The sequence below is a fragment of the Streptomyces sennicomposti genome (assembly GCF_019890635.1).
GTDB lineage: Bacteria > Actinomycetota > Actinomycetes > Streptomycetales > Streptomycetaceae > Streptomyces > Streptomyces sennicomposti.
Genome location: NZ_JAIOAB010000050.1, coordinates 34510 through 53519 on the forward strand (window position 1 = coordinate 34510; position 19010 = coordinate 53519).

Annotated in this window: 10 protein-coding genes; all 10 read right to left on the minus strand. The window is 74.6% G+C overall.

The window, feature by feature from the left end:
* Window positions 1-37 precede the first annotated feature (37 nt).
* Window positions 38-1438: a DHA2 family efflux MFS transporter permease subunit gene (locus K7787_RS23915; protein ID WP_223002893.1), complete on the minus strand. Its 1401-nt coding sequence runs from the start codon at window positions 1436-1438 to the stop codon at window positions 38-40.
* The gene (locus K7787_RS23920) at window positions 1435-11430 is read right to left on the minus strand and encodes a non-ribosomal peptide synthetase (protein ID WP_223002894.1); all 9996 of its coding nucleotides are present in this window, start codon (window positions 11428-11430) and stop codon (window positions 1435-1437) included. Before K7787_RS23920 ends, K7787_RS23915 begins: the two co-directional genes overlap by 4 nt.
* A 1-nt stretch (window position 11431) precedes the next feature.
* Window positions 11432-12217 carry an ABC transporter ATP-binding protein gene (locus K7787_RS23925; protein WP_164392722.1) on the minus strand — a complete coding sequence of 262 codons (786 nt, stop codon included), beginning with the start codon at window positions 12215-12217 and terminating at the stop codon, window positions 11432-11434.
* Window positions 12214-13203, minus strand: a complete 990-nt coding sequence (locus tag K7787_RS23930; RefSeq protein WP_164392724.1) for a FecCD family ABC transporter permease — start codon at window positions 13201-13203, stop codon at window positions 12214-12216. The genes K7787_RS23925 and K7787_RS23930 overlap by 4 nt, the downstream gene beginning before the upstream one ends.
* Window positions 13200-14222, minus strand: a complete 1023-nt coding sequence (locus tag K7787_RS23935) for a FecCD family ABC transporter permease (RefSeq protein WP_372456682.1) — start codon at window positions 14220-14222, stop codon at window positions 13200-13202. Before K7787_RS23935 ends, K7787_RS23930 begins: the two co-directional genes overlap by 4 nt.
* Entirely contained in the window at window positions 14219-15214 is a 996-nt protein-coding gene (locus K7787_RS23940; RefSeq protein WP_223002896.1) for an ABC transporter substrate-binding protein, read from the minus strand. Before K7787_RS23940 ends, K7787_RS23935 begins: the two co-directional genes overlap by 4 nt.
* Window positions 15215-15361: 147 nt before the next feature.
* Window positions 15362-16246, minus strand: coding sequence for a siderophore-interacting protein (locus K7787_RS23945; protein ID WP_223002897.1), 885 nt, complete (start codon window positions 16244-16246; stop codon window positions 15362-15364).
* A gap of 411 nt (window positions 16247-16657) precedes the next feature.
* Window positions 16658-16876, minus strand: a complete 219-nt coding sequence (locus K7787_RS23950) for an MbtH family protein (RefSeq protein WP_009192773.1) — start codon at window positions 16874-16876, stop codon at window positions 16658-16660.
* Between the two features lie 88 nt (window positions 16877-16964).
* Window positions 16965-18332 carry a lysine N(6)-hydroxylase/L-ornithine N(5)-oxygenase family protein gene (locus K7787_RS23955; protein WP_223002899.1) on the minus strand — a complete coding sequence of 456 codons (1368 nt, stop codon included), beginning with the start codon at window positions 18330-18332 and terminating at the stop codon, window positions 16965-16967.
* Between the two features lie 218 nt (window positions 18333-18550).
* A partial coding sequence (locus K7787_RS23960; protein WP_247721236.1) for a GNAT family N-acetyltransferase occupies window positions 18551-19010 on the minus strand: 460 nt, incomplete at its 5' end.

Genomic DNA, 19010 nt, shown 5'->3' on the forward strand with positions numbered 1-19010 from the left:
CGGCGTTGACGACGGAAACAAGCGGGCGGGCGGTGCGTCAGGGTCTCTCGGAGGCCCGGGTCCGGGGCAGTCGCGTCGTGCCGGCGGCGGCCAGCAGGCCGAGTGCGGCCACCCACCAGAAGGTGTCGGCGAAGGCGGCGGGGACGTCCCGGTGCGCGTCCAGCCGGTCCTGGAGCACCACGGCCAGGGCCGCCGTCCCGAGCGAACCGCCCACGGTGTTGAGCATGTTGAGCGCTCCGGAGGCGCGTGCGATCTGCTCCGGCGCGATACTGCCGTAGACGATGTTCATCACCGGGGCGCTGATCATGGCCATGCCGAAGCCGCGGACCAGGAGCGCCAGGACGATCGCGAAGTCCGGCAGGCCGTGGTCGAGTCGGGTGAACGGGACGGTGCCCGCCAGGACCAGGACGACGCCGGTGATCACCAGGGTTCTCGGGGCCACCGCGTCGATGGTGCGGTTGACCAGGACCGACCCGGCGGCCGCCCCCACCCCCTGCGGCACCAGGAGCAGGCCCGTCTGCCAGGCCGTGAGACCGCGCCCGGTCTGGAAGTACAGCGGCAGCAGGAAGGTCGTGCCGAACACCGAGGCGCCCAGCACGAGCAGGGCCAGGGCCGCCGCGCCGAGGGGCGGCCTGGTGAACAGGCGCGGATCGATCAGCGGGGTGCTACGGGTCCGCAGCCCGTGGACGACGAACCCGGCCAGCATCAGCAGCCCGGCGGCCACGCCCACCGTGGCCGGGACGGTACGGCCGTGGGCCACCTCCGTCAGGCCGAACACCAGGACGGCCAGCCCGGGCGACAGCAGCGCGGCGCCCCTGAGGTCGAAGGGCGCGCGCCGGGACGCCGGCGCCACCACCGGCACGTGGCGGCGGGCCAGCAGCACCGCGGCCGCGCCGATCGGCAGGTTGACCAGGAACAGCCACTGCCAGGCGGCCACCGCGAGCAGCGAGCCGCCGGCCAGCGGGCCGAGCACGGGCGACAGCAGCGGCACGACGGCGACGACGCTGATCACCCGTCCGGTGCGGGCGGGCCCGGCGATCCGGGCGAGCAGGGCCTGTCCGGTGGGCGGCAGCAGCCCGCCGCCCAGGCCCTGGACCACCCGGAAGACGATCAGGCTGGTCACCGACCAGGACAGGGCGCACAGCGCCGAGCCGAGCAGGAAGACGCCCACGGCGGCCAGCCAGACCCGCCGGCCGCCGAGGCGGTCGGCGAGCCAGCCGGAGGCGGGCACGGCCGCGACGACGGCCAGCAGGTAGGCGGTGCTGACCCACTGGATGTCGGCGACGGAGGCGTCGAACTCGTGCGCGAGGGTGTCGATGCCGACGTTGACGATCGTGGCGTCGAGGGACGCCATGAAGGTGCCGAGCACCAGGATGAACGCGACGCCCAGCAGCGGTCTGTCCACCTTCTGCGGCGGGGCGTCGGTGTTCTCGGTCATCGGCGCTCCAGCAGGGTGCGTACGTCCTGGTCGAGGTGGTCGGCCAGGGAGCGCAGCAGGTCGAGCAGTTCCGCCGCGAGCGCGTCGGCGGCTCCCGGCGCGGTCCGGTGGGCGAGGACGCCGGTCCAGGTGTCGCCGTCCGGCATGACGGTCAGGGTCACCGGGTGGTGGGTGGCCTCGCGGAAGCGGGTGCCGATGAGGGTGAGTCCGGGGGCGGGCTCGCGCAGCCGGTCGTGGTCGACGGGGTAGTTCTCGAACACGACGAGGCTGTCGAAGAGCCTGCGCCGCCCGGTCACCCGTTCCAGGTCCGTGAGGGCCACGTGGTGGTGGTCGGCCAGCGTCCGCTGGCGGGTCTGCAGCGCGCTGAGGGCGTCGGCGAGCGTCCCGGTCAGCCGCGCCCGGACCGGCACGGTGTTGGCGAGCAGTCCGACGATCTCCTCGACGCCCTCCAGCTCCGGCGGCCGGCAGGCCACCATCGCGCCGAAGCACACGTCCGCGCGGCCGGAGCGCCGGGCCAGCAGCACCGACCACGCGCCCTGCACCAGGGTGCTGCGCGTCAGACCGCGGTCCACCGCGAGCCGGGTGAGTTCGGCCACCAGCGGCGCGTCGAACGTGATCACGGCGGGTTCCTGCCAGGCCGGGCCGAGGTCCGCGGCGCCGAGGTAGTCCCCTTCGGGCAGGTCGCGCAGTTCCTCGGCCCACACGTCGAGGTCCGGCTCGTGGGCGGCCCGCCAGGCGAGGTAGTCGCCGAACGGCACCGGGGCGGGCAGGGCCGGCTCCTCGCCGCGCAGCCGCGCCGTGTACAGGGCGAACAGCTCGGTGAGGACGCGGGGCGCCGACCAGCCGTCGGAGAGGACGTGATGGCTGGTCAGGACCAGGTCGAAGCGGTCGGCGTGGTGGCGGATCACGGTCAGCCGGAACAGCGGGCCGGCGGCCAGGTCGAAGGGTTCGGCCAGGTCGGCGGCGAGCACCTCCTCGGCCGGCCCGTCGCAGACCCGGAACTCGGGGCGCGGCGAGCGCGGGACGACGGCGAGGTCGGCCGGGAACGCGGCGCCCAGGTTGGGGTGCCGGGCCAGCAGGTCGTCGCCGGCCGCGCGCAGCGCGTCCAGGTCGAGCGATCCGGTCAGGGAGAACGCCGACTGCACGGTGTACGGGTCGGGGCGTTCGGTGCGCGAGTGCCGCAGCATGACCTCCTGGAGCGGGGTCAGCGGCTGCACCTCGGCGATCGGGCGGCCGCCCGCGAGCGCGCTGATCTCCGGTGCGGCGGCGACGCCGAGGAGGGCGGCCCGCAGCTGTCCCGCCAACTGTTCGATCTCGGCGGCGGTGAACAGCTCGCCGGGCCAGGTCAGCCGGATGCCGAGGCGGTCGTCGCGCACCAGGGCGTCGACCGCGAGGGCGTGCGGCAGCGGCATGGCGTCGGTGGCGCCGGAGCCGAGCGGGCCGGCGTCCGGCGGTGTCCGCCACGCCGCCTCCTCGGCCGGGGCGCCGGTGTAGCGGCCGAGGTAGTTCCAGGCGATCTCCGGCGCGACCGGGTCCAGCAGCCCGGCCGTGGTGAGGATGCCGTGGCCGAGGGCGTCGCCCTGGGCGCGCAGCCGCCGCGCCACGGCCCTGGGGTCGTCGTCCGCGTCGAGCAGCAGCGGGTGGACGGCGGTGAACCAGCCGACGGTCTGGGAGAGGTCGACGTGGTCGGGGCGGCCGTGGCTCTCCAGGGCCACCAGCAGCCGCGGGGCGCCGCGCCAGTCCCGTACCGCCCGGGCGAGCGCGGTGAGCAGGACGGCGTCCGGCGTGGTGCGCAGCGCGGCGGGCAGCGTGGTGACCAGGGCCCGGGTGGTGTCCGCGTCGAGCTGGATCTCGTGGTGCGCGGCGGTGGCGACGGTGTCGCGGGCGGGGTCGAGCGGCCGGGCCGCGAGGGCCGGGGTGGGCGTCATGCGCCGCCAGTGCGGCAGTTCGTCCCGGCGGTCGGCCTCGCGCAGCGTGCGCGCCCAGGTCAGGAACGACATGCCGTGCCGGGCGGGGGCGCCGCCCTCGTGGGCGTGGCGTACGTCGTCCAGCAGGACGCGCCAGGAGACGCCGTCCACCAGGAGGTGGTGGGCGATGAGGACGAGCCGGCCGGGCCGGCCGGGTCCGGCGTCGTACCAGGTCGCCCGCAGCAGCGGTCCGGTGCGCGGGTCCATCGCGGCGCGGGCCTCGGCGGTGTGCCCGTCGATCAGGGCGCGCAGTTGCCCGGTCGGCAGGTCGGCCGCCACGGGGACGCGGGTCAGCACGTCGGCGCCGGTCACCGCGCCGACCGGCGGGATGCGCAGGGCGTCCCCGGCCAGGTGGGCGCGCAGCACGTCGTGGCGGGCCAGGATCCGGTCGAGCACGGTCCGCCAGTGGTCCTCGTCGCCGCCGGGCGGGACGCACACCTCGGTCCACTGGCAGAACCCGTCGGCGGCGGCGCCCGCACGGCGCAGCAGGTCCCGCATCACCGGGGTGAGCGGCGCGTCGCCGGCCGCAGGGCCCTCCGCCTCGGCGAGGGTGCGCGCGCGGGCCGCGATGCCGGCGACGGTGGCGCCCTCGAACACGTCCCGCGCGGTCAGCCCGAGGCCCTGGCGGCGGGCGCGGGAGACCACCTGGAGGGAGACGATGCTGTCGCCGCCGATGGCGAAGAAGTCGTCGTCGGGGCCGATGTCGTCGCTGCCGAGGATGTCCCGGAAGACGCCGAGCAGGATCGTCTCGGCCGCGCCGGCGGGCTCGCGGCGCCGGGTCGCTGCGGTCTGCGGGTCCGGCAGGGCGGCGGTGTCCAGCTTTCCGCCGGGGGTCAGCGGCAGCCGGTCGATCAGCAGCAGCGCGCTCGGCACCATGTGGTCCGGCAGGTGTCCGGCCAGGTGCTTGCGCAGGGTCGCCGGGTCGGGCCGGGCTCCGTCGACGGGGATGACGTAGCCGACGAGGCGGCCGTCCCGCAGGGTGACCGCGCAGGCGCGCACGTCGGGGTGGCGGGTGAGCGCGGACTCGATCTCGCCCAGTTCGACGCGGAAGCCGCGGATCTTGATCTGGTGGTCGGCCCGGCCGAGGAACACAAGCTGTCCGTCGGGCCGCCACTGGACGAGGTCGCCGGTGCGGTACATCCGCTCCCCCGGCGGGCCGAACGGGTCGGCGACGAAGGCGGCCGAGGTCAGATCGGGCCGGCCGAGGTAGCCGCGGGCCAGGCTCGGTCCGGCGAGGTACAGCTCTCCGGTGACGCCGACGCCGACCGGCTGGAGGCCGCGGTCCAGGACGTAGGCGCGGACGTTCGGGTCGGGGCGGCCGATCGGCAGCGGGCCGGGGTCGGCCGGATCGTAGTGCCAGGTCACGGAGTTGACGGTGACCTCGGTGGGGCCGTAGGCGTTGAACAGCGCCCGGCGGCCCTCGCCCCAGCGGCGGGCGAGCCGCGGGTCGAGGCGTTCGGCGCCGACGACGAAGAGCACGTCGGAGGGCACGGTGCGGTCGTCGGGCATCGCGGCCAGGAACGACGGCAGCAGGTTCACGCCGGTCACCCGGTGTTCGGCGATGTAGTCGAGGAGTTCGTCGCCGGGGACGCGGACCTCCTCGGGGGCGATGACGGAGGCGCCGCCGGACAGCAGCGGCACCATGGTCTGCCAGAACGCCACGTCGAAGCTGGTCGACGCGAAGTGCAGGTAGCGGTCGTGCTCGGTGATCCCGACGACCTCCTCCTGGAGGGCGATCAGGTCGGGGACGCCGCGGTGGGTGACGCCGACGCCCTTGGGCCGTCCGGTGGTGCCGGAGGTGTAGATGACGTAGGCGAGGGCGTCCTCGGTCAGGGCGGCGCGCGCCTCGGCCGGGTCGGTGCCGGGCAGGCCGGCGAGCGTGGCCGGGTCGTCCAGCCGGAGCACCGGGATGTCGTGCGCGGCGGGCAGGTCGGCGCCGGTGGTGACGGCCGCGGCCGGGGCGATGTCGTCCAGCATGTACGCCAGCCGGTCGCGGGGGTAGCCCGGGTCCATGGGCACGTACACGGCGCCCGCCTTGGCGACCGCGAACAGCGCGACCGTCATCTCGATGTCGCGGCCGAGGAGCACGGCGACCGGGTCCTGGGGGCGGACGCCGTGCCGGATCAGGGCGTGCGCGAGCCGGTTGGCCTCCTGGTCCAGTTCGGCGTAGGTGAGGCTGCGGTCGCGGCAGACCAGGGCCTCGGCGCCGGGCTTGCGGCGCACCCAGGACGCGAACTCCTCCAGCCAGTGGCCGCGTCGCTTGGCGGGCGTGGCGCCGGCCCCGAGGCGCAGCATCCGCTCGCGTTCGCCGGCGTCGAGCGCGGGGAGAGCGGCGGCGGGCCGCTCGGGGTTGTCGACGATCTCCTGGAGCAGGTGGCGCAGCCAGCGGCCGTAGTCGCGCACCCGCTGCTCGGTGAACGCGCCGGGCTGGTAGCCGAGTCCGAGGGTGATCTCCTCGCCGGGCAGGACGATCACGGTGAGCGCGTAGTGCGTGGCGTCGGTGATGTCCACGGCGGCCAGGTCGAGTCCGGGGCCGATCGGGGTGCGGGCGCGGTCGGAGAGCGGGAAGTTCTCCATCACCAGCATGGTGTCGAAGAGTTCGCCGGCTCCGGCGAGCCGCTGGATCTCGGGCAGGCCGAGCCAGTGGTGCTCGGCGAGCGCGACGCTCTCCTCGTGCACGCGGGTCATCAGGTCGCGGGCCGTCCGGTCCTGGGTGTGGCGCACGCGGACGGGGATGGTGGTGCCGAGCTGGCCGATCATGGACTCGACGCCGTCCACCTCGGCGGGGCGGCCGGACACCGGGCAGCCGAACACCACGTCGTCGCGGCCGGTGAGCCGGCCGAGCAGCAGGCCCCACGCGGTCTGCAGGACCGTGGTCAGGGTGACGCCCTGGGTCCGGGCGAAGGCGCGCAGCCGGTCGCTGAAGTCCGCGCCGAGTCCGACCGTCACGCGGCCGGGGCGGGCGACCGACGCGGAGGCGGTCGCCGGGGCCAGCCGGGTGGCGCCGTCGACGCCGTCGAGCGCGGCGCGCCAGGCGGCGCGGGACGCCTCGCGGTCCCGGCCGGCGAGCCAGCGGTAGTACTCGGCCACGTCGGCGGCGGCGGGGACGGCGGGTCCGCCGCCCAGCTCGGTGTAGATGCCGAGCAGGGTGCGGCCGACCAGCGGCATGGACCAGCCGTCCAGCAGCGCGTGGTGGTTGGTGATCACCAGCTTGTGGGTGGCGGGTCCGACGCGGGAGAGCAGGAAGCGGATCAGGGGCGGCCCGGCCGGGTCGAAGGGGCGGGCCAGTTCGGACCGTACGGCGGTCTCGAAGTCGTCGTCGCGGCGCCAGTCGAGGGTCGGCTCGGCGGGCACCACCTGCACGACCTCGTCCCCGGCGGTGGCGAGGTGGACGCGCAGCGAGGGGGTGCGGCGCAGCAGTTCGCGCGCGGCCTCGGCCAGGCGGTCGGGGTCCAGTTCGCCTTCGAGCGTGGTGACCGCCTGGACGACGTAGACGTCGGCGTCCTGGTCGTCGCGGACCATGGTGTGGAAGGACAGTCCGACCTGGAGGGGGGTGGCGGGCCAGACGTCCTGGACCGGGCCGGAGCGCTCCAGGGCGTCGATGGCGGCCTGGTCGAGCGCGACCAGCGGCAGGTCGGACGGGGTGAGTCCGCCGGTGGCGTGCCGGGCGTGCTCGGCCAGCTGATGGAGAGAGTCGTCCCAGGCCGTCTGGAGGGCGGCCAGCGCGTCGGGGGTGACCACCTCGGTCGCTGCGGTCCATTCGACGGCGAGCCGTGGCTGGTCGCCCTCGTGGACGAAGCAGTTGAGGGCGAGGATCTGTTCGAGGGCCTTGGCGCCGGGTTCGACGACGGAGAAGGCGTCCTGGTCGGGCAGCCGCCATCCGGTGCCGGTCAACGGTGAGAAACGGCCGAGGTAGTTGAGCAGCACGTCGGGCGGCGGTACGGCGGCCAGTTCGGCGCCGGCCGGGTCGAGGTGGCGCAGGACGCCGTAGCCGAGGCCCTGGCCGGGCACGTTCCGTCTGGCCTCCTTGGCCGCGCGCAGGACGGTGCCCGCGTCGCCGGCGGCCGGTACCCGGACCGGGTACTCGTGGGTGAACCAGCCGACCGTGCCGGACAGGTCGAGGTGTTCGCGGCCGTGTCCCTCCAGGGTGACGGTGACCGCGTCGCGGTCGGCGCCGCCCCACCTTCTGAGCGTCAGGGCGAGCGCGGCCAGCAGGACTTCGTCCACGCCCGCGCGGTAGGCGGCGGGCAGGGTGGTGAGCAGGGCCTCGGTGACGGCCGGGGAGGCCACGGTGACCGTGCGGCGGGCGGTGGCGACCGTGTCCCGCCTCTGGTCGAGCGGCCGGGCGCCGATGCGGGTCGCGGAGCCGAGGACCGCCCGCCAGTGGCCGAGTTCGCCGCGCCGGGCCCCGGTGGCGCCCTGTTCGGCGAGGAGCGCGGTGTGCCGCCGCCAGGAGGTCCCGGCGGGTTGCGGGGCGCCGCCCGTGCAGGCCGCGTGCAGGTCGGGGACGAGGACGCGCCAGGAGACGCCGTCCATGGCGAGGTGGTGCACGACGAGGACGAGCTGGTCGGGCTCGCCGTCGCCGGTGCGGATCAGCTCCGCGCGCAGCAGGTCGCCCCGGCGCGGGTCGAGTTCGCGGGCCAGCCGTTCGGCGACGGCCTCGGCGTCCTCGCCGTGGACCTCGCCGACGGCCGCGGGCACCGAGCCCCGGGGCAGGATCTCCAGGCCGTCGCCGTCGACGCGCAGCCGCAGCGCGTCGTGCCGGTCGAGGAGGGTCTGCACGCCCGTGACCAGATCGTCGTAGGCGAGCGAGTCGATCCGCAGGGCGGTCCACTGGGCGTAGCCGGCGACGGCGTCCACGTCCGGGTGGGCGTCGAGCAGGGCGCGCACGATGGGCGGCGCGGTGACCGGTCCGGTCGGTTCGTCCACCGGGCCGTCCGGTTCGGCGACCTGGCGGGCGGAGGCGGCCAGGGAGGCGAAGGTGCGCCGGGCGAGCAGGTCCCGGGGTTTGAGTTCGAGTCCCTTGGCCCGCAGCTTGCTGCTGACGGTGATGGCGGTGATGCTGTCGCCGCCGAGGGTGAAGAAGTCGTCGTCCACGCCGACGCGTTCGACCTCGAACACCTCGGCGAGCGCGGCGCACAGCAGGCGTTCCCGCTCGGTGCGGGGCTCCCGTCCGCCGCCGGCGGCCGTGGGCGCGGGCAGCGCGGCGCGGTCGAGTTTGCCGTTGGGGGTGAGGGGGAGCTTGTCGAGCACGATGACGGCGGCGGGCACCAGGTGTTCGGGCAGCCGCTCGGCCAGGTCGGCCCGGGCCGTCTGAGCGGTGACCGTGGCGGAGACGACGTAGCCGACCAGCCGGCCGGCGCGGACGGCGGCCGCGGCGGCGGTGACGCCCGGTACGGCGGCGAGGGCCGCCTCGACCTCGCCCAGTTCGATCCGGTGGCCGCGCACCTTGATTTGCCCGTCGGCGCGGCCCAGGTAGTCCAGGCCGCGTCCCTCGACCCAGCGGGCCAGGTCGCCGGTGCGGTACATGCGCTGTCCCGGCGGCCCGTAGGGGTCGGCCAGGAAGCGTTCGGCGGTGGTGCCGGGCGCGCCGAGGTAGCCGCGCGCCAGGTGCGGTCCGGCCAGGTAGAGTTCGCCGACCGCGCCGCGCGGCACGGGCTGCAGGGCGTGGTCCAGGACGTAGGCGCGGGTGCCGGCCAGGGGTGCGCCGATGGTCGGCTCGTCGCCGGTGACGGGCGCGGTGGTGCTGTCCACGGTGGCCTCGGTGGGCCCGTACATGTTGCGGGCGGTGACGCCGGAGGCGGCGATACGGCGCCACAGCGCGGGGGGTGTGGCCTCGCCGCCGAGGACGAGCAGGGTGGGCCGCAGGTCCAGCAGCCCGCCGTCGACCAGTGCGGTGGCCATGGTGGGCGTGGTGTCGACGACGTCGATGCCGTCGCGGGCGTAGGCGGCGAGGAGGGCGTCGGCGTCGCGGACGGTCTCGGCGTCGTAGACGTGCAGGCGGTGTCCGCACAGCAGCCAGACGAGGTGGTCGAAGGCCGAGTCGAAGGCGAACGAGTAGGTGTGGGCGACGCGCAGCCTGCGGCCCGCGGCGCGTTCCGCCTCGGCGACGACGGTGGCGCGCTGGTGGTGCAGCAGCGCGGCGAGGCCGCCCGCGCGGCCGAGGACGCCCTTGGGGCGTCCGGCCGAGCCGGAGGTGTGGATCACGTAGGCCAGGTGTTCGGGGTGGCGGGGCGCGGCCAGTTCGGCGGCGGTCAGCGGCGCGCCGGACAGTCCTTCCGCCTCGCCGAGCAGGGTCTGCCAGGGGAGGCCGTCGACGGCGCCGGCGGTGACGACCAGCGCGGGCCGGGCGTCCTCGACGAGTGCGCGCAGCCGCTGCGGCGGGTGGGCGGTGTCCAGGGGCAGGAAGGCGGCGCCCGCGTCCAGGACCGCGAGCAGGGCGGTCACCAGGTCGGCGGAGCGGGGCAGGGCGAGGGCCACGATGTCGTCGGGGCCGATGCCGCGGGCGCGCAGGGCGCGGGCCAGCCGGTGCACGCGGCCGGCCAGTTCGCGGGCGGTGAGGCGCTCGTCGCCGCAGACGAGGGCGGCCTCCGCCGCGTCGGCCGTCTGGGCCATGGCGTCGAACGCGTCCGGGACGAGCGGCGGCGTGCCCGGGAGGGCCTTAGGCGTCCAGGCGGGCGGCGGGGCGCCGGCGCCGCCGGCCAGGGAGATGCGGCCCACGGCGCGTCCGTCGAGCAGGCCGTCCAGCAGCGCGAGGAGACCGGCGAGCTTGCCGTCCACCGACTCCTGGTCGTTGTCGCGGGCGTCCACCTCGAACCCGAGGAGCAGCCCGCCGTCGGTGGTGGGCAGCACGGACAGGCCCATGTCCTCGGGCGGTCCGCCGGCGACGTTGCGCATCACGCCGGTCGCGCCGGCGAAGTCCATCGCCAGGTCGAACGCCTTGAGGTTGATGCCGCGGCCGTGCAGCAGCGCGCCCGCGCCGGGCACGCCGAGGTCGCGGGGCAGGTCCTCGCCGCGGTAGCGCTGGTGCCTGCGGGTCTCGCGCAGCGCGGCGGCCACCCGCCGGGTGAGGTCGCCGAAGCCGTCGTCGCCGTGCACGTCCACGCGCAGCGGCAGCACGTTGACGGCCATGGCGGGGGTGCGCAGTTCGACGGGGGCGGTGCGGCACATGAGCGGCAGGGCGAAGACCACGTCGGTGCGGCCCAGCACGCGGTGCAGGAAGGCGGCGTAGCAGGCGATCAGGGCCTCGCCCCAGGTGGCCTTGTGGCGTTCGGCGAAGTCGCGCAGCCGGGCGGTGTCCTCGGGGCCGAGGACGGTGCGGGCGGTCAGGGAGCGGCCGGAGGGCCCGGTCGCGGGCCGTGCGTCGTCCACGTCGGGCAGCGGGGTGAACCGGTCGACCCAGTAGGCGCGGTCGGCGGCCGCGCGGTCGCTCGCGCGGTACTCCCGGTCGGCGGCGACGAGGGCCTCCAGGGTGCCGAAGGTCCGCTTCGGCGCCTCGGTGCCGCGCACCAGGGCGGTGTAGTGGGCGGCGGTGCGGCGGGCCAGCATGGCGCCGCTGTAGCCGTCGAAGACGAGGTGGTGGCCGAGCTGGGTGTACCAGACCTCGTGGTCGGAGAGCCGGATGACGACGGGCGAGTACAGCGGGCGGTCCGTCATCTCGCGGCAGGTCTCGGCGGCCCGCGCCCGTTCGGCCTCGACGAGCGCGGCGGCCGCGGCGGCCGGGTCGTCCTCGCCGGCGAGGTCGATGACCGGGGGCGGCGGCACGGGGGCGTCACCGACCGCCTGCCGCGGGCCCGCGGGGGTGTCGTAGACCCGCAGGCGCAGGCTCTCGGCCTCCTCGGTGGTCGCCCGGACGGCCTCGGCGAGCGCGGCCGGGTCGATCGGTTCCTGGCCGCCGGTGATCTCCACCACGTCCCCGACCACGTAGTACGGCGAGTCCGGCTCCAGACGTTGCGCGTTCCAGATGCCCGCCTGGGCGCCGGTCAGGGGAAGAAGTCGGTCCGAGGGGACGGGTGGGGTGGTCAACTCACTCTCCTTGCAGTGTGGGGACGACCATGGGAGTGGCGGTCACCGGGTCGGGGACGATGACGCTCGGCAGGTCGAACACGTCCTTGATCAGCGCGGCGTCCACGATGTCCGCGGGCCTGCCCTCGGCCACGACCCGCCCGTCGCGCATGGCGACCAGGTGGTCGGCGAAGCGGCACGCCTGGTTGATGTCGTGCAGGACGGCGATCACGGTCCTGCCCTGGTCGCGCAGTTCGGCCAGCAGGCAGAGCAGCTGGTACTGGTGGGTGATGTCGAGGAAGGACGTCGGCTCGTCCAGCAGCAGGTACGGCGTCTCCTGGGCGAGCGCCATGGCGATCCACACCCGCTGCCGCTGGCCGCCGGACAGTTCCTGGACGGGCCGGTCGGCCAGTTCGGTGACGCCGGCGGCGGCCATCGCGCCGGTGACGGCGTCCTCGTCGCGCTCCGACCACAGCTTCAGCAGCGACTGGTGGGGGTAGCGGCCGCGGGCCACCAGCTGCCGGACCTTCACGTCCTCGGGGGCCAGCGGGTCCTGGGGCAGGAAGCCGACCTGCCGGGCCAGTTCCTTGGACGGGTAGGAGCCGACCTCGCGTCCGTCCAGTTCGACCCGCCCCTCGGCGGGCCGCAGCAGCCGGACCAGGGACCGCAGCAGCGTGGACTTGCCGCAGGCGTTGGGGCCCACGACGGCGGTGAAGGCGCCGTCGGGGATGTCGAGGCTCAGCCGGGTGGCCACCACCCGGTCGCCGTAGCGAAGGGTGATGTCCCGCGCGGACAGGCGTGCGCTCATGCGCGCCTCACCTCCTTGGTCAGCAGCCAGATCAGATAGCAGCCCCCGACCGCGGTGCTCACCACGCCGACGGGCAGGGCGACCGGGGCGAGCAGGGCCTGGGCGATGAGGTCGGCGCCCTGGAGCAGGACGGCGCCGGTCAGGGCGGCCGGCAGCAGGGGGATGCCGGCCGACCCGGCGAGCCGGCGGCCGATCTGCGGGGCGGCCAGCGCGATGAACGCGATCGGTCCCGCGACCGCGGTCACGGTCGCCGTGCAGCCGACGCCGACGAGGACCATCAGCAGGCGCAGCCGGCCCAGCGCGACCCCGGTGGTCACCGCGAGCGCGTCGCCGAGCGAGGTCTGGTGCATGGCGCGGGCCTGCGCGGCCATCACCGCCAGCAGGACGCCGATCACCGCGAACGGGACGGTGAGGTCGGACCAGTCCACGCCGTTGAGGGAGCCGGCGCTCCAGCCGACCGCGGCGATGGCGATGTCGAGGTCGGCGCGGAGCACGATCCACGAGTTGAGCGCGGTCACCATGGCGTTGACGGCGATGCCGATCACCACGAGCCGCAGCCCGGAGAATCCCCGGTCCACCGAGAGCAGGTACACGGCGGCCGAGACGATCAGCCCGCCGGCCACCGAGGCGCCGGCCAGTTGCGCGGGCGTGCCCGACAGCACGGTCAGGGCGAACAGCGCCCCGGTGTACGCCCCCGCGTCCAGGCCGATCACGTCGGGGCTGCCCAGGGGGTTGCGGGTGAGGTTCTGGAAGATCGCGCCGGCCACGCCGAGCGAGGCCCCGAAGACCGCGCCGGCCGCCACCCGGGGCAGGCGCCAGTCGTGGATCACCACGGAGTGCTCCCGCCCGGTCAGCACGGACAGCACCTCCGCCGGGGAGGCCCACGACGCCCCGTAGCACAGGCCGAGCAGGGCCAGGCCGAGGATCAGGGCGGCCAGGACCGCCGTGACGACGGCGGAGCGGGGCGGCCGCACGCGCACGCTCACAGCGCCCCCGCCCCGTAGCGGCGGACGGTCCAGATCAGCATGGGGCCGCCGAGGAACGCGGTCACGATGGCCACCGGCATCTCACCGGTGGGCAGCAGCACGCGCGCCGCGGTGTCGGCGGCCAGCAGCAGGATCGGCCCGAGCACCATGGAGTACGCCATCAGCCAGGGCGCCGAGCCCGCCGCGGGCCTGCGGGCCAGGTGCGGCACGATCAGCCCGACGAAGAGGATCGGTCCGGCCACCGCCGTCGCCGCGCCGCTGAGGACGGTGATGAGGACCAGCGTCACGATCTGGGTGCGGGCCACCCCGGCGCCCAGGGTCTGCGCCACGCTCTCCCCGAGGGCCAGGACGTTGAGGGAGCGGCCGAGGGCGAGCGCGGCGAGCAGGCACACGCCGATGGCGGCCAGGGGCAGCGTCAGCGGTTCCTGTTCGCGTCCGGCCAGGGTGCCGACCGACCAGAACCGGTAGGCGTCGAACACGTCCGGGTTCATCAGCCGCAGCCCGAGCGCGATGCCGCCGAGCACGGCCGTCAGGGCGACGCCGGTGAGCACCAGCCGCAGGGGCGCGCGCCGCCCGACCGCCAGCACCAGCAGGGCGGCCAGCACGGAGCCCGCGACGGCGCACAGCAGTTGGCCGCCCTGCCCGCCGGCCAGTCCGAGGGCGGAGCCCACGGTGACCGCGAAGCCCGCGCCCGCGGTGACCCCGAGGATGCCGGGTTCGGCGAGCGGGTTGCGGGCGAGGGTCTGGATGAGCGCGCCCCCGACCGCCAGCGCGGCGCCGACGGCCGCCGCCAGCAGCGCCCGCGGCGCCCGGACGTCTCGTACGATCACGTGGTCGTTCGTTCCTCGGTAGTCGAAGAGGGCCCTGACCACCTCGGCGGGGGGAACCCGGTGGGCGCCGACGCCGATGCTGACGACGGCGACGGCGGCCAGCAGGACCAGCCCGCCCACGAGCAGGCCGATCCGCCGGGCCTCCCCCGCGGCTCTCCCCCCGGCCGGGGGACGCTGTGCAGCGGTCACTTGGCGAGCAGCGGTGCGAACGACGTGTCGATCGCGTCCAGGGTCTTGAGGGCGTCGCTGTAGGTGGCGGCCTCGGTGTAGGCGATCGGGAACGTCATCTTCTTCTTGACGGCCGGCAGGTTCTGCCACAGCTTCGAGTCCAGGACGGCCTTGACCGAGGGCGGGACGCTGCCGTCGGCGTTGACGGAGTAGGTGATGGCGTCGGCCTGGCCGAGCGAGTCGCCGAGTTCCTCCATGGAGGGGTACTCGCTGACCGACTTGGAGCCGGGGCCGGGCTTCTTGACCTTGCCGTAGTAGTTCGCGCCGATGTCCTGGGCCACGTTGGTGCCCCACGAGCCGTTGAACTCGCGCTGGAAGGTGCCCTTGGAGGTGTCTCCGTAGGAGCCGACGTGGCCGAGCTTCAGCTGCGGCAGCACGCTCTGGTACTTCTTCTTCAGCTCGGCGGCCTTGGTCTCGTACGTGGTCTTCATGGTGTCGTACGCGGCGAGGACGCCGGCCGCGTCGGCGTGCTTGCGGGACACCTCGCGCCACTGGGTGGGCAGCATGGGGCCGACCGCGACGACCGGGGCGATCGACTTGAGCCGCTTCATGTCGATGTCGCCGAGGACGGGCGCGGGGACGCCGAGGACGATGAGGTCGGGCTTGGCCTCGGCTATGGCCTCGTAGTTGGTCTCGGAGGCCTGCTCGCCGGCGACCTTCGTCAGCTTCTTGTAGGTGGCGAGTTCCTTGTCGTCCATCATGGGCTCGCCGCGCTTCCACGAGGAGATGCCGACGAGGGGGGCGCCGGCCTCGATCAGCGTGGGCACCGCGTAGCCGGTGGCGACGACGCGCTCGGGGTGGGCGGGGATGGTCACCTTGCCGTTGTCCGCGGTGAACACCCGGGTGTCGTTCTTCCCGGGCGTGTCCGCGTCGTTGTCCGACGACCCGCACGCGCTGAGGGTCAGGGCCAGTGCCAGGGCACCGACGAGGCCCGTTGATCTGCGCGTGAACATGTGCGTCTCCTTCTGACGTGCGAGACCGTTCCGCTCGGCGAGCGGGTCCTGCCTCGGTCCGTGGCCTGCCGGCGGGTCGCCGGGAGGAACTGTCGGGGGAAAGTCCGGTGCGGTGGGACTGATGGGGGAAGTCCGGTGGGGCGGGCTTCAGTGCTGGTGCTGGTCCTGGTGCTGGTGGTCGTCCTCGTGTTCGTCGTCGAAGTCGGCGACGCCGCGCTTCCAGTAGCCGGTGACCGTGTAGTCCCAGCGCTCCAGGCGCAATGCGTCGCGGACCCAGCGGCGCAGCGGCTTGATCTGCCCCGCCTCGCCGGCGATCCAGGCGTACAGCCGCTCGCCCTCAGGCACGCTCACCCCATTGGTGACCGCCTGGGCCAGGGCGTCTCCGGTGCCCGGCGGGCGGTCGCCCCGGTGCAGCCAGCGCACCTCGACGGCGTCGGGCGCCGACAGCTCGATCTCCTCGGCCGCGCCGGCGACCTCCACGAAGGCCCAGCCCTTCGCGTCCCGGGGCAGTTCCTCCAGCCAGCGGGCGATCGCGGGCAGGGCCGTGATGTCGCCCACCAGCAGGTAACGGTCGTAGACACGCGGGACGATGAGACCGCCCGGCGGGCCCGCGACGTGCAGGAGGGCGCCCGGCTTCACCTGCTGCGCCCAGTCGGAGGCCAGGCCGCCTTGGTGCGGGGCGATGTCGATGTCGATCTCGCCCGTCACCGGGTCGTAGCGCCGTACGGTGTACTCCCGCGACGTGGGGTGGGGGCGCGGCCAGCGCAGCAGGTCGCCGTCCGGCTCCGGCAGGCTGAGGGAGCCGTCGGGTTCGGGGAACAGCAGCTTGACGTGGTCGATCGGCGAGTGCGCCTCGAAGCCCTTGGTGCCCGGTCCGCCGAGGGTGACGCGCAGCAGTCCGGCGCCGACCATCGCCGTGCGCACCACCTCCGCCTGGCGGACGCGGATCGGATAGCGCACCTTCTCGGGGCGGCGCCCGGCCATGACCTCCTCGATGCGGTCCAGATGACTCCGCTCCTGACCGGTGCGCATCACTTCTCACACTCCGTCAGGACAGTTGCGGTGCCGGCGAGTTCGGGAGACGGGGTCATCGGTGGGCTCCTACGGCCGCGGGCAGACCGGAAGGCCGGCGCGCGGGTTCGGGGCGCGCCAGGGTGGGCAGGGACACGTGGGTCGTTCCTTCGTTCGGGCATAGGCGTACGGGACTTGGCGCCACCGGTCCGGTCGAGTGCCGGAAGAACTGAGCCACCATCCCCCGATTTAGGCAAGGCTTACCTTATTTGCTTCCCGGGGGACGGTCAATCTGCCTGCGGGACAAGGGAGTTCACAGGGCAGGGCGACGCGCACCGCCGACGGACGCTGAGCGTCGCGCCGTTCCGCCGGCGGTGTTCCGACCTTCGACGACCTGGGATTCGACGGCCTGGGAGCGGCGGTCCGCTTTGGTCACCGCGACGGCGACCGCCCGGCCAGGCTCGCGGGGCGCATGTCGGTCCAGTGCTCGGACACATAGGTGAGGCAGCCCTGCCGGGAGTCCTCGCCGTGGACGGCCGTCCAGCCCGCGGGCACCTCGGCGAACGCGGGCCACAGCGAGTGCTGGTTCTCCTCGTTCACCAGGACCAGGTAGCGGGCGTCCTCGTCCTCGAAGGGGTTGGTGGCGGGCATGGGCGATCTCCTCGTGGGGATGGGCGAGTCGCCGCTCGACGGCGACGGGTCGGCGGCGACGACTCGGCGGTGACGGGTCCGGCCGGATTCACACGGTGGGCACGGCGACGTCGTCGGCCTCGGGGACGTCCCGGCCGGCGCGGTCCAGCAGCAGCGCGTCGCAGATCTCGCCGGCCCGGACCGCGAGCGTGGACAGCAGCGACGAGGTGATCCCGTGCGAGTGCTCGGTGACCGCGCCCTGGAGGTAGATCCCGGCGCGCACGCGCGGCGTGGTCTCCACCCGGTGGTCGCGCCCGATCCGCAGCCGGCCCCGACCATCCGTCAGGCACTCGTCGGCCAGCGGGCCGAGCAGAGTGCGCGGGTCGGAGGGGCGGTAGCCGGTGGCGAGGACCACCGCGTCGCAGTCGAGCGCGTACGGCTCGCCGCCGATCAGCGGGCGCAGCACGGCCCTCGCGCCGTCCGGGCGTTCCTCGACGGCCGTGAGGGCCGTCGTGTTGAGTATCCGCAGCCGTTCGGCTCCGGCCACCTTCTCCTGATACGCGGTCCGGTACAGCTGCTCGATCAACTCGCCGTCCACCACCGAGTAGTTGGTGTTGGCGTGGTAGGTCAGCAGGCGTTCCTTGACCTCGTCGGGGGCGGCGTAGAAGTCGTCCACCGCGTCGGGGTCGAAGATGCGGTTGGCGAACGGGCTGTCGTCGGCGGGGCTGTAGCCGTACCGGCTGAACACCGCGCAGACCTCGGCGTCCGGGAACTCGCGGTGGAGGAACTCGGCGGTCTCGGCGCCGGACTGACCGGCGCCGACGACGACGAAGCGGCGGTGCGGGCGCTCCGTCAGGGCGTTCGCCCGCGGCAGCAGGTCGGAGCTGTGCCACACCCGCGGTCCCGGCGAGACGCCTTCCGGAAGCCTCGGCACGAGCCCGGTGCCGACGACGACGTTGCGGGTGCGCGTCGCCTCCTCGCCGGGAGCGCCGGCGACGGCCCGGGTGACGACCTCCAGGGTGTCGACGGTCTCCTCGCCCTCGACGGGCCGGATCGCGCCGACCTCCCGCCCGTAGCGCACCTGGCCGGCCACCATGGCGGCGCACCAGCGCAGATAGTCGTGGAACTCGAGGCGGGTGGGGAAGAACGACTTCTGGTTGATGAAGTCGGCGAGCCGGCCCCGTTCGTGCAGATAGCGCAGGAAGGTGAAGCGGCTGCCCGGGTCCCGCATGGTGGCCAGGTCCTTCAGGAACGACACCTGCATGGTGGCGCCGGGCAGCAGCATGCCCCGGTGCCAGCCGAACTCCGGCTGCCGCTCGACGAACACCGTGCGCAGCGCGCGGGTCGTGCCGCCCTGGGAGTTGTGCTCCGCGATCGCGACGGCCAGCGCGAGGTTGGCCGGGCCGAACCCGATGCCGACCGCGTCCTCGGCCGGCCCCTCGTGACGGTTCCCGGTGTCTGCGTGCCCTGCTGACATGTTCGCCCTTCGTTCGGGTCCCGCACGGACCACGGCGTGTGTCGCTTACTCAGGTAAGGCTTACCTTATCCCATCAACTCCGGTGCGCGCGACGGCCCTTGACCTGGTGAGAGCACAGGCGAGGGCACCGCTCGGGCGGGGAACGGCTACCGGAACGGTCACGTGACCGCTGCCGTCCCCGCGGTCCGGCCGGGACCGGTCCCACTCCGCCGGGGCGGTCAGAGCGGCAGACTCAGCACACGTGAGCCGCGGCGGGGATCGAGCCCGGCCGGCCAGTCGGCGGTGGCCGCGTCCAGCACGGTGAAGCCGTGCCGCAGGAAGAGGGCGGCGCTTCCGCTGGTCGCGGTGAAGACCGCGCCGACCGAGCGGTTCGCGGCCTCGGCGAGCAACGCCCGCAGCAGGGCCGTACCCACACCCCGGCCCTGACCGGCCTTCGCCACGCAGAAGTTGTACACCACCGCCGTACGGGGCGCGTCCGGCTCACACCTGAGCCCCCCACACCCCTCGACACCGCGCACGGCGGACTCGGCGATCAGGAAGTCGCCCGCGTCGCGTGCGTAGTCGGCGACGGATCGGGCGCGCAGTTCGCCCGTGCGGACGAAGGCGCGCGAGAGGCGGTACAGGGCGGACGCGTCGTCGGGCCCGGCCGGGCGCACCGCCCTCCTCTGCGGGGGGCGG